Consider the following 14,690-nt stretch of genomic DNA (forward strand, 5'->3'; position numbering starts at 1 on the left):
ACCATTGCGCATGACACACCTTTCCGCCTTCTTCCCGCTGCGCTCATCGCGGTTGATCGTATCCACTGCGCTGGCAGCCGGGTTGCTTACCGGTTGCGGTGCTGCCGGGGTGCAGCATGCCAAGCTTGCCTCTACGGCGCAGGCGGCTTTGGCACAGGGCAGTGTAGATACAGCGGTCAGCAATGCCGAAAAGGCGGTGCTGGCCGACCCGCGCAACCCGGCCTACCGCGTGCTGCTTGGCAATGCCTATCTGAAGGCTGGCCGGTTTGAATCCGCGCGGCAAGCTTATGATGAATCGATGGAACTGGGTGAGGACAGCAGCCGCACCGCGCTCAGCCTTGCGCTCGCCGACCTTGCGCTTGGGCGCTACGCCGAAGCGGTTGATACGCTCAATTCCTATCGCGATACTGTGGCACCTTCGGATTACGGCCTTGCCCTTGCTCTGGCCGGGCAACCCGCACAAGGCGTTGCAGTTCTGAGTGATGCGCTGCGCCGGGGCGACAATACGCCCAAAACCCGGCAGAATCTGGCGCTTGCTTATGCGATGCTGGGCCGCTGGCGTGAAGCGCGGACCATGGCAGCGCAAGATGTCCCGGTTGAGCAACTCGGAGACCGCATGGAACAATGGGCTTTGATGAGTTATACCGACAATAGCCGCCATCGCATTGCCAGCCTGCTTGATGTGCCCTTGCGCGGCGACAAGGGGCAGCCTGCGGCGCTTGCGCTCAAGAATTTTCCGGGCACTGAGCAGCTTTCTGCCGAAGCAGCAGCACGCGTGCAGCCGGTTGCGGCGGCAGCGCCCGCGCTGGCGGAAGCCGCTGTGCATGAACTGCCTGCCGTTGATCAATCCGATGCACCGGCACCGGCGCTGGCCGATTCATCCTCGCAACCCAAGGCAGAGCAACTTGCGCTGATCGATCAGCCACCGGCTTTGGCCGAGCCAGTAGTTCCCTTGCGCGTAGAGGCGCAGCGGCAGCCGAAGCTGCTGGCACGCGCTGGCAGGCCCGCCGTGAAACCGCTGATCGTGGCCAAAGGCGGCACGCACATGATCCAGCTTGGTTCGTTTGCGACCGCTGAGGGCGCACGCCGTGCCTGGCGGCACTACACCTCGCGCAATCCCGCGCTGAAGGGCTTTACCAACGTGACCACGCAGGCCACCGTCAATGGCAAGCAGTACTGGCGGGTCAAGGCCGCAGGCTTTGCCGGGTATGCTTCGGCAAACTCCGTGTGCGGCTCGGTCAAGGCGCGCGGCGGCAACTGCCTTGTGATGCGCGGCACCGCCCCTGACCAGCAGCGCGCTGTTGAAACGCGTATGGCCAAGCGCTGAACTTTCCATCTTGGTTGAGAGCGACGCAGGGCGTGGGACCATCCGGTTCCACGCCCTATCCATTTCGGGAAGTCAGGTAACCCGGTTGCCGCCCTTGAACAGCGCGGTGACTCGGCCTTCCACCGGGCGGCGGTCGAACGGGGTATTGCCAGCAGCGGCTGCCATCTTGTCGGAATTGACGATCCACGGACGCGCCGGATCGACCACGGCGATGTCGGCCTCTGCTCCCACCTCCAGCCGTCCAGCCTCAACCCCCAGCAGCCGGGCGGGGTTGGCAGCCAGCAGCTCGAACGCGCGGCCCGTGCCGATCACACCATCGCGCACCAGCGTGAGCGTTAAGGGCAGCAGCGTTTCGGCACCGGCCATGCCGGGTTCCGCATCGGCAAAGGGCAGGCGCTTATCCTCCGGCCCGCGCGGATCGTGGCCTGATGAGATGACATCGATCGTGCCGTCGGCAATGGCCGCGACCACGGCCTGCCGGTCCGCTTCCTGCCGCAGGGGCGGGGAGAGGCGGCAGAATGTACGGAAACCAACGAGTTCAAGGTCCGAGAGCATGAAGTGCGCAGGCGTAACCCCCGCCGTCACCCGCACGCCCCGCGCCTTGGCCGCCCGCACCAGATCGAGCGCGCGCGCGGTCGTCACCTGCCGGAAATGCACGTGTGCGCCGGAAAGCTCAGCCAGTGCAATGTCACGCGCAACTGCCAGCGCCTCAGCCTCAGCAGGCGCGCTGGGCAGGCCAAGCCGTGTTGCCACATCGCCCGCGGTTGCCACAGCGCTGCCGGTAACGCCCGCATCCTCGGCGTGGGTCACCACCACCAGCCCCAGCATCGCGCAATAGCGCAGCAATCGCAGCATCACGCCCGAATCGCTGATCCACCCGCGACCGGTGGCCACCGCTTTGGCCCCCGCATCGCGCATCAGCGCCAATTCGGCCAATTCGCTGCCATCCAGCCCGCGCGTGGCGGCGGCCAGCGGGTGGACCCACATGTCGGGTTTTCCCGATTGCGCGGCAAAGCGCACTCGCGCCGGGTGATCGAGCGTCGGCCCCTGATCCGGCATCAGCGCCGCGCGCGTGATCCCGCCAAAGTGGAACGCAGGCTTGTCGATGGCGAACACGCCAAGGTCCACCAGCCCCGGCGCGATCAGCCTGCCGCCAGCGTCGAACACGTCGTCGCCATCCTGCGGGGTGACATCACCCCGCGCCACGATCCGCCCGCCCTCGCAACGCAAGGCTCCGGGAACCGGCTCGCCGGAACCCAGCACCAGCTTGCCACCGATAATCGTCAGAGGCCGCGCGATCATGCTGCTGTCCCTTCGGCTTCCCAACCCGGCAAGCCGCGCACCCGGCGCGTCAGCACTTCCAAACAGGCCATGCGAATCGCCACGCCCATCTCCACCTGCCGCGTAATCAGGCTGCGCGTTGGATGATCGGCCACGGTCGAATCAATCTCGATCCCCCGGTTCATCGGTCCCGGATGCATGACGAAGGCATCGGGTTCCGCCTTGGCCAGCCGTTCGGGCGTAAGGCCATAAAGATGCCGATATTCGCGCGGGGAAGGGATGAACTGCCCCGACATCCGCTCCTGCTGCAGCCGCAGCATCATCACCACGTTCGCGCCTTTCAGCGCCGCATCGAAATCGAAGAACGGCGTTACGCCCATTGCCTCCACCTCGGCAGGCATCAGCGCAGGCGGCGCGCAAACACGTACGTCTGCGCCGAGCGCCGTCAGGCACAGGATGTTTGAGCGCGCCACACGGCTGTGCAGAATGTCCCCGCAGATCGTCACTTTCAGGCCGTTGAGGTCCGCGCCGACAGGCAGGCCCAGCGCGTGCCGCATCGTCAGCGCATCCAGCAATGCCTGCGTCGGATGCTCATGCTGCCCGTCGCCCGCATTCAGCACCGGACAGTCCACCTTCTCGGCGATCAGCCGCACCGCGCCAGAGCTGGCATGGCGGATCACGATGGCATCGGCCCGCATCGCGTTCAGCGTCATTGCCGTGTCGATCAGCGTTTCACCCTTCTTCACGCTGCTGGTGGCGGCATGCATGTTCACCACGTCCGCGCCCAGCCGTTTCCCTGCAATTTCAAACGAAAGCAGTGTGCGCGTGGAGTTTTCGAAGAAGGCGTTGATGATCGTCAGCCCGCCCAGCATATCGACCTTTTTCTTCGGCTGCCGGTTCAGCTCTACCCATTGCTCCGCCTCATCGAGCAGATAGAGGATTTCGTGGCGCGCAAGCTGACCTATGCCGGTCAGGTCACGGTGCGGAAAGGCAAGGCCGCCCGCTGGATAGCGGCCTGCTTGGGGAAGGTTTGGGCTTTGCATTGAAACCAGTTCCCTAGAGGGCAGGTGCCCTGCGCTCAAGCGGTTTCCCGCTGGCTTTGCCGGGTCGTCCACAATAGAGTCGCAACCATGAGCTTTGCAAAATCGGTCTGGAAGATCCTCGTCGCCATCAAGGACGGTCTCGTCCTGCTGTTCCTGCTGCTGTTCTTCGCCGCGCTATACGCGGTGCTGTCGATCCGCCCGGCTCCGGGACAAGTGAATGACGGCGCGCTTTATCTGCCGCTGACCGGCTTTGTGGTGGAAGAAGCCAGCGAGATTTCTCCCGCCGCGTTTCTTTCCGGCAATACACCGGTGGCAGAATATCCCGCCCGCGATTTGTCCCGCGCCATTTCCGAAGCCGCCACCGACAAGCGGATCAAGGCGGTTGTCCTTGATCTGGAGGCGTTCGGCGGCGGATCGATGGTCCACCTCAGCCAGATCGGCGCAGCAATGGACAAAGTGCGCGCGGCCAAGAAGCCGGTGCTGGTCCGCTCGCTGATCTACACTGACGATGCGATGCAACTGGCCGCGCACGCCAGCGAAGTCTGGGTCGATCCGATGGGTGGCGTTGTCGTCACCGGTCCTGGCGGTTCTCTGCTGTTCTACAAGGGCCTGATCGACAAGCTGAAAGCCACCGTCCACGTGTTCAAGGTGGGCACCTATAAAAGCGCGGTCGAGCCCTTCCTGCGTACCGATATGTCGCCCGAAGCACGTGAAGCGATGCAGGGCGTCTATGGCGCGGTGTGGCAGAACTGGCAGGACGAGGTGAAGAAGGCCCGCCCCAAGGCCAACCTTGCCCCCATGCTGACCGATCCCGAGAAGTGGGTGGCCGACAGCGGCGGCGATGCCGCGCAGGCTGCGGTGAAATCCGGGTTGGTTGACCGTGTGGGTGATGGCGTGGACTTCGGCAAGCGCGTGGCCGAACTGGTTGGCGCTGATACCGATGCCGACGCGGGCCTTGGCAGCTTCAAGTCCACCGACCTTGCCATCTATCTGGCCGATAAAACGCCATCCAAGGCGGGCAAGGCCATTGCCGTGGTCACCGTGGCAGGCGAGATCGTGGACGGTGATGTGGGGCCGGGCACAGCCGGAGGAGATCGCATCGCCGCTCTGATTGATGGCGTGACGCAAAGCGACGATTACGCCGGTATGGTCCTGCGTGTCGATTCGCCGGGCGGCTCGGTCATGGCGTCCGAACGCATCCGCAAGGCGGTGGAGCGGGTGAAGGCCAAGGGCCTGCCCGTCGCCGTCTCGATGGGCAGCCTTGCCGCCAGCGGGGGCTACTGGGTCTCCACCCCCGCCCAGCGCATCTTTGCCGAACCCAGCACGATCACCGGCTCGATCGGCGTCTTCGCCGTGCTGCCCAGCTTCGAAAAAGCGCTGCCGCAAATCGGCGTCACCACCGATGCGATCCGCACCACGCCGATGTCCGGCCAGCCCGACATCCTCGGCGGCCTCAGCCCGCAAGTGTCCGCCGTGCTGCAGGGGCAAGTGGAACGCATCTACGGCCGCTTCCTCGGGCTGGTGAGCAAATCACGCGGCAAATCTCCCGCCGATATCGACAAGATCGCCCAAGGCCGCATCTGGGACGGAGGCACCGCCCGCCAGCTTGGCCTTGTCGATGAATTCGGCGGTCTGGATCAGGCCGTGGCATGGGTCGCCAAACAGGCCAAGGCTGACATATTCCACGCGGCCTATGTGGTAGACGAACCCAGCCCCTTCGCCCAGTTCTTCCGCCAGATGGAAACCGGCGAGGCTCCGGCTGGCCGGTCGCATGATTTGGCAGGTGCGCTGGCAGCGCGTCAGCAGGGTTTGTTGGCAAGGCTGGAGGCGGATCTGGTGCGGCTGACCACGGACGGGGGAATCAAGGCTTACTGTCTGGAGTGTGCGGGGGAGGATCGCGCGGCGGTTTCTGCACAGGATGGGCAGACGCGGGTTGGGGTGCTCGGTTTGCTGATGCGGTTGTTGGGGTAGGGCGATTTTTGGCCAAGTCGGTGTGCCCACACAACGCGATTGTCTACTTATAAGGTGTCTGGCAGGCTCATCTTTATGAAGCCCTTTCTAGCAAAAGCGATCTCGGCTTTCGCTTGTCTTGCTTTTGCGCCGTTTCTGATTGGGCTGATCAACGCCTATTTTCCCGGAGTAGGCTTTCTTCTGTTTCTCATTGGCTTGCCAACGTTGCTAATCGCTTTGGCGATAACGACAATTGTTTGGTTGGTGCGCGGGGTAAGGCAGGCAAAGAGCCAAGACCGCAAGGCAATGGCCGCGTTTTACGTTTTGATAGGTCCGATGATGTGCTCACTGGCTTTGCTGATAGCTTGGCCGTCACTCTTTGCTGGCGGATTTATTGGTGACTTGAGCCGACTTGCCTTCAACCAAAATGAATATGCACGAATCATTGCCAAAGCGCGCACTGCCCGGCGAGCCGAATGGTACGCAGAGGATGATGCCGGAGTGACCTATTCGGTTGATATTGGGCCGCCGATTAGGGTTGCATTTGAACCCGCCGGTATGCTCGATAACTGGTCAGCGATCATTTACGATCCGACTGGGGAAATGCTGCTAGCTAACGGTTTCGATCCTGAGACTGGGAAATTTCGGGCGCCAGATTCAATTACAAAGTTGTTTGGTGGCGATCTCGTTAGCTGCAAAAGGCTTTGGGGCGACTATCTTACCTGCTCTTTTACGTAGAAGCTCTGAACCGCTCATACTCAACACCCCGCCGCCCCTACAGGCTCGGCATAAGCCTCGGCGCAGCGGCGGGTGAGGGTAGCGAGGTCGGCGAAGAGGTCGGCTTCCGCCTTCTTGAAATTGAAGCAACTCTTGCCCTGCATCCGCTTGCGCAATTCGGGCGATGCGCCGTCCAGCAGGGCGGGCAGCGCGTAGAGCGGCATCAGGTGGTACGAGACGTAGGCCTTCTTGATCTGCACCATCCCGAACCACGCAGGCTCCTTTTTGCCCGGTTCGTTCCACGGCGTTTTCATCGCCAGATGGCCTGGGGCGTCGAGTGTGGCCACCATGCCGTTTGCTTGCTCCATCATGATTGAGCGGAGGTCGGCGAATACGGCATCAAACGCGTGGGGCATGGCGCACTCCTTCGCGGCAGGCGTGCGCAAAGTATGCTTTGAGCGACGGCCTTGGTCAACGCGGCCAAGGGTCGCCAATTACTGCCCAGGCACGGTCCCCGGCCGGGCGTAAGGGAATAGGTGGGCGACATAATCGCCCTTGCCAAGCGCGACGCCATGATGGCGCAGGATCGCATAAGCCGTCATCACGTGGAAATAGAACTGCGCCAGCGCCCAATCGCGCGCGTATTGCTCCGTGGTAAAGTCGAAGATCAGGCCCATCGGCAGGGCGTGGGCGATCGGGCTGGCATCGTCGGCCGCCGCAGCAGGTTCCATCATCGCCTCCACGACAGCCAGCGTCTCGGCAATGCGATCCTTCGCCTGTGCAACCGTGCCGGGGTTGTCCCCCGCTGCGCGGCCGTCGTTCAGCAGGGCTTCGATGGATGGCGGGAAGTCCTTGCCTGCCAGTCGGTACATGCCTTCCTGCGCTTGCACACAAGCAAATCGCACTTGCGTTGCCAGCGGGAACATATCGGTCGCCAGCCTTGCTGACATGAGATCATCAGCGGCATCGGACCGCTGCGCCACTGCCTTGTCCAGCCACTGCGACAAGGCCCTGAGCATCTGGAGGTAGGTCGGCGCAAGAAGGGCATGGGGTGTCATGACTGTCAATCCGCTTGAGATATTTGCGGTTGAGAGCGTTGTTGCTCTGCCAAGTCAATGACGAACAACCCATGCTCTGATCTCCGAATCAATCCGGCGCGGTCGGCACCTCATCTGGCGCACCCGGTTGCACCCGGTCCGGTTCCAGCACCGGCATCTCGTCAGGCTGGATCACCGGGGGTACGCCGTCCGGCTCGGTAACGGGAGGACTTTCCGGTGGGGATTGCGGCTCGAGTCGGTCGGGAGACGGAAAATCGGGGGTCGTGGCCATCATGCAGCTCCTCTAAAGCAGTGTTCCTTCCACAACTCGCCGCTATCGGAACCAGTTCCACCGTTCCTTTCACTCCCCAAATCCAAGGCGCTTGCCCTTTTCCAGCCACTGCGATAGGGGCACCGCTCGCTTTTCGCCGGATGCGGGCGTGGCGGAACTGGTAGACGCAGCAGGTTTAGGTCCTGCCATCGCAAGATGTGGGGGTTCGAGTCCCTTCGCCCGCACCAGTCCGCGCGCCGGCGTCCGAGTCAGCTTTTTCCGCGCTACGCAGGCGCGAGACAGACATGGAAGTTGGATCAGGATGCAGATCGTCGAAACCACCAACGAGGGCCTGAAGCGCGCCTACACCGTCACCATCCCTGCGGCGGACATTGCCGCCAAGGTTGATGGTGAGGTCAAAAAGATCGCGCCGCAGATCAAAATGCCCGGCTTCCGCCCCGGCAAGGTGCCCGCCAACCTCGTGCGCAAGATGCACGGCGCCCAGATCCATCAGGAAGCGCTGCAGACCTCGATCCGCGAAGCGATGGACAAGCTTGTCATCGACAACAAGCTGCGCCCTGCCATGCAGCCAGCCGTCTCGATGGCCGATGGCTATGACGAGGGCAAGGACGCGCAACTGACGGTTGAGCTGGAAGTGCTGCCGCAGGTCGAAGTGCCCTCGCTCGATGGCCTGAAGCTGGAAAAGCTGGTTGTTCCCGTGACCGACGCCGAAGTGGCCGAAGCGGTTGAGCGTATCGGCAACGGCCAGAAGTCCTTCACCGACGCTCCTGAAGGCGCCGAAGCCAAGGATGGCGACCAGGTCATCATCGACTTCCTTGGCAAGGTCGATGGCGTTGCCTTCGAAGGCGGCGCAGCCGAAGACACTCCGCTGGAACTGGGCGCTGGCCGCTTCATCCCCGGCTTTGAAGAGCAGCTGGTCGGCGTGAAGGTGGGTGACGAAAAGGTCATCACCGTGACCTTCCCGGAAGATTATCCGGCCGAAAACCTGAAGGGCAAGGACGCCACCTTCGACATCACCGTGAAAGCGGTGAAGGTTGCTGGTGAATTCGAAGCCAACGACGAATTCGCCAAGATGCTCGGCCTTGAAAGCCTTGAGCAGCTGCAGACGCTGCTGCGCGGCCAGCTTGAGCAGGAAACGGCAGGCCTGACCCGCACCCAGATGAAGCGCGCGCTGCTCGATCAGCTGGCTGCGGGCCATGACTTTGCCGTGCCGCCGTCGATGGTCGAAGCCGAATTCGAACAGATATGGGCCCAGCTTCAGCAGGAAGCCCAGAACGAAGAGAACCCGGAAGACGCGCTGAAGGAAATCGAAGCCGAAAAGGACGATTACCGCAAGATCGCTGAACGCCGCGTACGCCTCGGCCTGCTCCTGTCGGAAATCGGCCAGGCCAATGGCGTGCAGGTTTCGGGCCAGGAAATGGAAATGCTGATCCGGCAGGCGGCGCAGCAGTACCGCGAACAGGACCGCCAGCGCTTCGTCGAATACGTGCGGTCCGAACCGCTTGCTGCTGCCCAGCTGCGCGCGCCGCTCTATGAAGACAAGGTTGTCGATTTCCTGTTCGACAAGGCCGAAGTCACGGAACGTGAAGTGACCAAGGAAGAACTGCAGGCCGCGATCGAGGCTGAGGATGGCGCTGCCACCGAAGCCAAGCCTGCGGCCAAGAAGGCTGCGCCAAAGAAGAAAGCTTCGAAGGAAGTGATCGAGGATGCGTCGGCCGAAGACGCTCCCGCCGCTGCCGAGGAAGCACCGAAGAAAAAGGCTCCGGCCAAGAAGAAGGCTGCTGCCGAAGACGCGCCTGCTGCCGAAGCAGCGGCTGAAGAGGCTGCGCCTGCTCCCAAGAAGAAGGCTCCGGCCAAGAAGAAGACCGAAGGCTGATCTTCGCACCAGATTGATCCGGCCCGACGGGGCTGGATATCGGACGGCCCGGCGCGCTTAGGCACGCCGGGCCGTTGTGCGTTGGGGATAACCTGCTGCCACCGTCACGCAGGGTAGTGGCCAAAAGGGCAGGGCCAGCCGGGCTTGATGCGAACCGCTTGACACCGGAGCTTGCCGAGTTACGATAGCGCTATCATCACGGAACGGCGTGATGCTGATTGACAATCGGGAGAAGGCGTCATGAAACCGACCATGCGTGGTCTGTGGGCCGCAAGCATGTTTCGCATGCACACAGCCATGAAATCAGCAGCGCACAACATGGTTCGCCTTGGCAAAAAACACCAAGATACCAGTAGTTGGCCCTTGCTACGCATTGCCGATGCTCCTGCGTGTCCCGGTCAAGGTCTGGCAATCCAGCCGATGCAGGGCTTAATCCGCATACGGCCTTCACACCTTGGTTCCATCCAACCTGCACCAGCACGAACCTCATTTTCGTAACCAGAAATGTGAGCGCTACAATTGTGGTGCCATGCTTAGCGCCCAAATCACCCCAGTCCTCTGCCAGCCTGCCCTGAACCTCCGCTGTCAGCCGCCTATGAGCTCGCGGCGTCACGGTGTCTGATCAGTCATGGCCGCCCTTTGCAACGGAGAGCATCATGTCAGAAACGCCCCCCATCAATCTCGATTCACTGACCCGGCGGCAGCACTTGGCACTTCTTGCCGCAGGCACGCTTACTGCGTGCGGCGGTGGTAGCAGCGGCGGGACCAGCGCAGGCCCGATCACGCTCCCTAGCCCGACGCCTACCGCCACGCCCACAACCACACCCACTCCTGCGCCAACACCTTCACCAACCGCCACTCCCGCAGCCAGCATTCACACGGTTGCGGCAGCAAAGGGGCGGCGGTTCGGATCGGCGGTTGCGTGGTCTTCTGCGGGTGCTGATGCGGGTTCCTTCGCCAATCCCAACTACGCCACCATGCTGGAGCGCGATTGCGGCGTGCTGGTGGCAGAGAATGAACTGAAGTGGGAATCCATCCGACCAAGCGCGACCGCCTATAACTTTTCGCGCTTTGACGACATGCTCGCGTATGCCGAGTCCAAATCGATGCTCATGCGCGGGCACACGCTGCTGTGGTACGTCGAGGATCGCTTCCCCACGTGGGCGCGCGGATATAGCGCTACGGCCGTGCCCAGCGTCACCGATCTGGTGCGCACGCATGTGGAAACAGTCATCCGCCGCTATGGCAACCGCATTTACAGCTGGGACGTGGTCAACGAAGCGATTGATCCGGCCACCGGGCGTTTGCGATCAAACAGCTTTTCCCGCTTGGCGGGCGAAGATACCAGCCTGATTGATCTTGCCTTCCGCACGGCGCGGGCAGAGGCGCCGAATGCCCAGCTTGTCTATAATGATTACATGGACTGGGGCGGCGGTGATGCGCCAAGGCACCGTGCCGGCGTGCTCGATCTGCTGCGCGGTTTCCGTGCGCGCAACGTGCCGGTCGATGCTCTCGGCATTCAGGGCCACATCGGCTTTTATTCCGGCCAGACGGCCACCCAAGTGGTGGACTCACGGCGGGCAGACTGGATCGCGTTTCTTGATGCCGTGGTCGCGCTGGGTTATGATCTGGTGATCACCGAACTCGATGTAAACGACAGCGGCCGCAACAGCAGCATCGCTGTGCGTGATCAGGACACGGCAACCTTGGTCAAGGGCTATCTTGATATTGCCCTTAGCTACAGCCAGTGCCGCGATGTTCTGGCATGGGGCATGTCCGACCGTTACAGTTGGCTGCAAAGCTTCGCGCCGCGTAGTGATGGCACGCCGCAGCGTCCTTGTCCTTACGATCGGGATTTTGCAGCAAAACCGATGCGACAGGCGATCATTGATGCTTTCCAGGGCGCGCCTGCGCTCACCAACCCTGTCTGATCACCATCGTTCAAGAAAGGTGGCATTTGCACCTTGCCTGCTGGGTATGACGCAAATGCCACCTCTTACAGATACGAAATCGGGGCGTTTTCTACGTTCCAACCCACCGTTATGCTGTCGATCCCATGAAGAATGCCATCAGTATGAATACTTAGATCAATCATGTAATTACGGGATTATTTCGAACCGAAACGAACGTCCGTGCGTTTGCGGTTTCAAATAAGTGAAAATGTGTCAATATTATTGGACGCAGAATTGCTCTGCAGGATAGTACAATGGCTTCCGCATCAAAACCGCGAAACCGCCGTTCAGCGCGTTCTGGCTCTCAATCAGGCAATGCCTCTGGTTCCGGCGGTGCCAGTTCTGAAACGCCTGGTGGCAGAGTTTCTGCTCCTGGACCGCGGCCTGCCATGGCAGTTGCGGTCAAGTTGCCAGCGGCCAAGCGTCATAACCGGCGCATTGATGGCGAAGCCCTTGTCCCGGTTCCGGCACGCAAGAAATATCCTAAAGCCCGTGCCACAATGGCCCGTCCGGCAAAGCGGATGCAACCTGCCGCAGCGTCTGCCGATTCAATGCGAGGCGATCAATTGCGATCATCGCAAATCGAAGATTATGGCTGGCATGAAGGACAGTCTGCTGACCAGCCATCCATCATCGCTGTCCTGTGGCAGGAAATCCAGGGTCGTTTCCGCGCGCACTTACGCCGCTTGCAGCCCCGTCGCGTTCTGCTCGATCAGGCGACAGCGCGTTATCAACAGCTTCTGGCCGAAGCAGAGCCGGCTCACCCCACCGCCTGAGGGTTGGCATGGGTGCACGTTCCGTGCGGGCGCGTTCAAAGGCTGCGCCCGCTTCCAGCACGCGCTTGTCGTCCCACTTGGCACCGATGAACGATAGCCCAATCGGCAGCCCTTCCACCGCGCCCATCGGCACAGTCAGGTGCGGATAGCCTGCTATCGCGGCCAGTCCGCCTGCGCCCACGCTGCTGAAATGATCGCCCAGCACAAGATCGATGGGCCATGCCGGGCCATCGGTTGGCGCGATCAGCAGGGCCACGCGATGTTCGCGCAGCAATCGGTCGATGCCTTCGGGCCCTGCCAGTTTGAGCGAATTGGCACGCGCCGCCTGATAGGCGGCCTTGTCGTTCGTCGTCTCGGCCAGTTCAAAGATGTCTTGCCCAAACCAGCGCAGTTCCTCGGGGTGCGTCTTGTTGAAGGCGATCAGATCGGCCAGCGTGCGCGGACTGTTCGTTGCGGGGAGCGAGCGCAGATAAGCGCTTATGTCCGCGCGCAGTTCATAAAGCAGCACGGTATATTCATCGCGCCCCATGTCGGGCGGGGTGTCGAAAGAGATATCGATCAATTCCGCGCCAGTCGCCTTCAGGTCTGCCAAAGCCTTTTCGAACAAGGCCAGCAGCACCGGATGGGATCCTGCCTGTTTGCGCATCACGCCCAGCCGAAGGCCTTTGAGGCTGGCCGTGGCAAGGCCTGCGGTGAAATCGCTTTTGCGGCGATCGGCTTCGGCGGTGGCGGGATCGGCATGGTCGGTCCCGGCGATGGCGTTCATCACCAGCGCAGCATCGGCAACGCTGCGCGTCATGGGGCCTGCCGTATCCTGACTGTGGCTGATTGGCACAATGTGGGTGCGGCTCACCATCCCCACGGTGGGTTTGAACCCGACGATGCCATTGATCGAAGCAGGGCAGGTGATCGAACCATCGGTTTCGGTGCCGATTGCCGCCCACGCCAGTCCCGCCGCAATCGCCGCGCCGCTGCCCGAGGATGACCCGCAGGCCGAACGATCAATCGCATGCGGGTTCTTCGTTTGCCCACCCACTGCGCTCCATCCGCTGGACGAGGAGGACGAGCGGATGTTGGCCCATTCCGAAAGGTTGGTCTTGCCCAGAATCACCACGCCCGCCTTGCGCAAGGTGCCCACCAGCGGCGCATCGCGCCCGGTCACGTTGTCTTTCAGTGCAAGACTTCCTGCGGTGGTCGGCATTGGCCCTGCCACTTCGATGTTGTCCTTGATCAGCATCGCCTTGCCCGCCAGCGGCCCCTTGATCGTGCGGGCGGCGGCTTCCTCTTTCAGAGCATCGGGGTTGATGGCCAGCACGGCATTCAACTGCGGCCCGGCATCATCAATGGCGGCAATCCGCGCGAGGTAATCGTAGACGGTCTGCGCCGATGCAGGTGCTGTCCCCGCAAAAAACGCCAAAACACAGGCGGACCAGCGCAGTTTCATGGGCGTTCCTTGCAAGGTGCATGTCAGCACGTTCAGTTCAGGATATGGTTGTTCGTCGCAAGCGCGCACGCGCCTAGCAACACCTTTGTGTATGTGGAGTTCCACGCAAATCCCCGGATTTGCAGTTAACGCCCTTGAACATCTTGCCGTGGCACGCGACATAGCACTGTCTAACCAGATGAGGATTCCCATGCTCGACCTGTTCGGCGCTTCCGGCGCCAATGTTTATGGCTCTCAGGGCAAGTTTTCCCACGATCCCGTAACCGGCGCGCTGATCCCGGTTGTGGTCGAGCAATCGAGCCGTGGTGAGCGCAGCTTCGACATCTATTCGCGCCTGCTGCGTGAACGCATCATTTTTGTCACCGGCGAAGTTGAAGACCATATGGCCTCGGTGATCATCGCCCAGCTGCTGTTCCTCGAATCGGAAAACCCGTCGAAGGACATCGCCATGTACATCAACTCGCCCGGTGGCGTGGTTACGGCAGGTCTCGCGATCTACGATACCATGCAGTACATCCGCCCGCGCGTGTCCACCGTGTGCATCGGTCAGGCAGCGTCCATGGGCTCATTCCTGCTTGCTGCGGGTGAACCGGGCATGCGCATCGCCCTGCCCAACGCCCGCATCATGGTTCATCAGCCTTCGGGCGGTGCGCGCGGCATGGCCTCGGACATCGAAATTCAGGCGCGTGAAATCCTGCGTATTCGCAAGCGGATGAATGATCTTTACGTCAAGTTCACCGGCCGTTCGCTCGAAGAGATCGAAAAGGCGATGGACCGCGATACCTTCCTCGAAGCCGAAGAAGCGCTGAAGTTCGGCCTCGTCGACAAGGTGTTCGAGTCGCGGCCCGCCACCGATGCGGTTGGCGTTGAAGAAGGCACCGGCGGCGCGCCGGCCTGATCGATTTTCTCTTGCGGTCAAAGTTTTAAGCCTCGCGAAAGATTTTGACCGCTAGGGACATGATACTAGTTATCGAGTCCGGTTGATTAATGCCCTT

General features: G+C 61.7%; 12 protein-coding genes and 1 tRNA gene. 7 read left to right on the forward strand and 6 right to left on the reverse strand.

The features are described 5' to 3' along the window. Window positions 1-10: 10 nt before the first annotated feature. Window positions 11-1,327: an SPOR domain-containing protein gene (locus AC2A1F_RS00385; RefSeq protein WP_484206807.1), complete on the forward strand. Its 1,317-nt coding sequence runs from the start codon at window positions 11-13 to the stop codon at window positions 1,325-1,327. Window positions 1,328-1,399: 72 nt separating this feature from the next. On the opposite strand, the gene AC2A1F_RS00390 is transcribed toward AC2A1F_RS00385, so the two are convergent. Further along, complete coding sequence (locus AC2A1F_RS00390; protein WP_484206808.1) at window positions 1,400-2,629, reverse strand: dihydroorotase; 1,230 nt, start codon at window positions 2,627-2,629, stop codon at window positions 1,400-1,402. After that, window positions 2,626-3,651 (reverse strand): aspartate carbamoyltransferase catalytic subunit, encoded by a 1,026-nt coding sequence (locus AC2A1F_RS00395; RefSeq protein ID WP_484206809.1) that lies wholly within the window; start codon window positions 3,649-3,651, stop codon window positions 2,626-2,628. The genes AC2A1F_RS00390 and AC2A1F_RS00395 overlap by 4 nt, the downstream gene beginning before the upstream one ends. 87 nt (window positions 3,652-3,738) lie before the next feature. Here AC2A1F_RS00395 and sppA point away from each other — a divergent pair, with 87 nt between their 5' ends. Together sppA and AC2A1F_RS00405 are read left to right on the forward strand one after the other, a co-directional pair. Continuing rightward, the gene (sppA, locus tag AC2A1F_RS00400; protein WP_484206810.1) at window positions 3,739-5,622 is read left to right on the forward strand and encodes a signal peptide peptidase SppA; all 1,884 of its coding nucleotides are present in this window, start codon (window positions 3,739-3,741) and stop codon (window positions 5,620-5,622) included. A 75-nt stretch (window positions 5,623-5,697) separates the two neighbouring features. Next, complete coding sequence (locus tag AC2A1F_RS00405; protein ID WP_484206811.1) at window positions 5,698-6,339, forward strand: hypothetical protein; 642 nt, start codon at window positions 5,698-5,700, stop codon at window positions 6,337-6,339. A 20-nt stretch (window positions 6,340-6,359) separates the two neighbouring features. On the opposite strand, the gene AC2A1F_RS00410 is transcribed toward AC2A1F_RS00405, so the two are convergent. The 3 genes from AC2A1F_RS00410 to AC2A1F_RS00420 all read right to left on the reverse strand — a co-directional run bounded on the left by AC2A1F_RS00410 (window position 6,360) and on the right by AC2A1F_RS00420 (window position 7,647). Continuing rightward, window positions 6,360-6,734: a hypothetical protein gene (locus tag AC2A1F_RS00410; protein ID WP_484206812.1), complete on the reverse strand. Its 375-nt coding sequence runs from the start codon at window positions 6,732-6,734 to the stop codon at window positions 6,360-6,362. A gap of 78 nt (window positions 6,735-6,812) precedes the next feature. After that, window positions 6,813-7,376 carry a DUF1993 domain-containing protein gene (locus AC2A1F_RS00415; RefSeq protein WP_484206813.1) on the reverse strand — a complete coding sequence of 188 codons (564 nt, stop codon included), beginning with the start codon at window positions 7,374-7,376 and terminating at the stop codon, window positions 6,813-6,815. An 88-nt stretch (window positions 7,377-7,464) separates the two neighbouring features. Continuing rightward, window positions 7,465-7,647 carry a hypothetical protein gene (locus AC2A1F_RS00420; RefSeq protein WP_484206814.1) on the reverse strand — a complete coding sequence of 61 codons (183 nt, stop codon included), beginning with the start codon at window positions 7,645-7,647 and terminating at the stop codon, window positions 7,465-7,467. A gap of 142 nt (window positions 7,648-7,789) precedes the next feature. Between AC2A1F_RS00420 and AC2A1F_RS00425 the strand changes: the two genes are divergently transcribed. The 3 genes from AC2A1F_RS00425 (at window position 7,790) to AC2A1F_RS00435 (ending at window position 11,454) form a co-directional block, all read left to right on the forward strand. Next, window positions 7,790-7,874 (forward strand) — tRNA-Leu (locus AC2A1F_RS00425). A gap of 74 nt (window positions 7,875-7,948) precedes the next feature. Then, window positions 7,949-9,523, forward strand: coding sequence for a trigger factor (gene tig, locus AC2A1F_RS00430; protein WP_484206815.1), 1,575 nt, complete (start codon window positions 7,949-7,951; stop codon window positions 9,521-9,523). 656 nt (window positions 9,524-10,179) lie between these two features. Next, window positions 10,180-11,454: an endo-1,4-beta-xylanase gene (locus tag AC2A1F_RS00435; protein ID WP_484206816.1), complete on the forward strand. Its 1,275-nt coding sequence runs from the start codon at window positions 10,180-10,182 to the stop codon at window positions 11,452-11,454. Window positions 11,455-12,105: 651 nt separating this feature from the next. Here the strand turns inward: AC2A1F_RS00435 and AC2A1F_RS00440 are convergent. Beyond that, complete coding sequence (locus tag AC2A1F_RS00440) at window positions 12,106-13,695, reverse strand: amidase (RefSeq protein ID WP_484206817.1); 1,590 nt, start codon at window positions 13,693-13,695, stop codon at window positions 12,106-12,108. Between the two features lie 190 nt (window positions 13,696-13,885). Between AC2A1F_RS00440 and clpP the strand changes: the two genes are divergently transcribed. Continuing rightward, window positions 13,886-14,593, forward strand: coding sequence for an ATP-dependent Clp endopeptidase proteolytic subunit ClpP (gene clpP, locus AC2A1F_RS00445; RefSeq protein WP_484208133.1), 708 nt, complete (start codon window positions 13,886-13,888; stop codon window positions 14,591-14,593). The last annotated feature ends 97 nt before the right edge of the window (window positions 14,594-14,690 follow it).

Source organism: Novosphingobium sp. HNCC26BN242, from assembly GCF_057180525.1.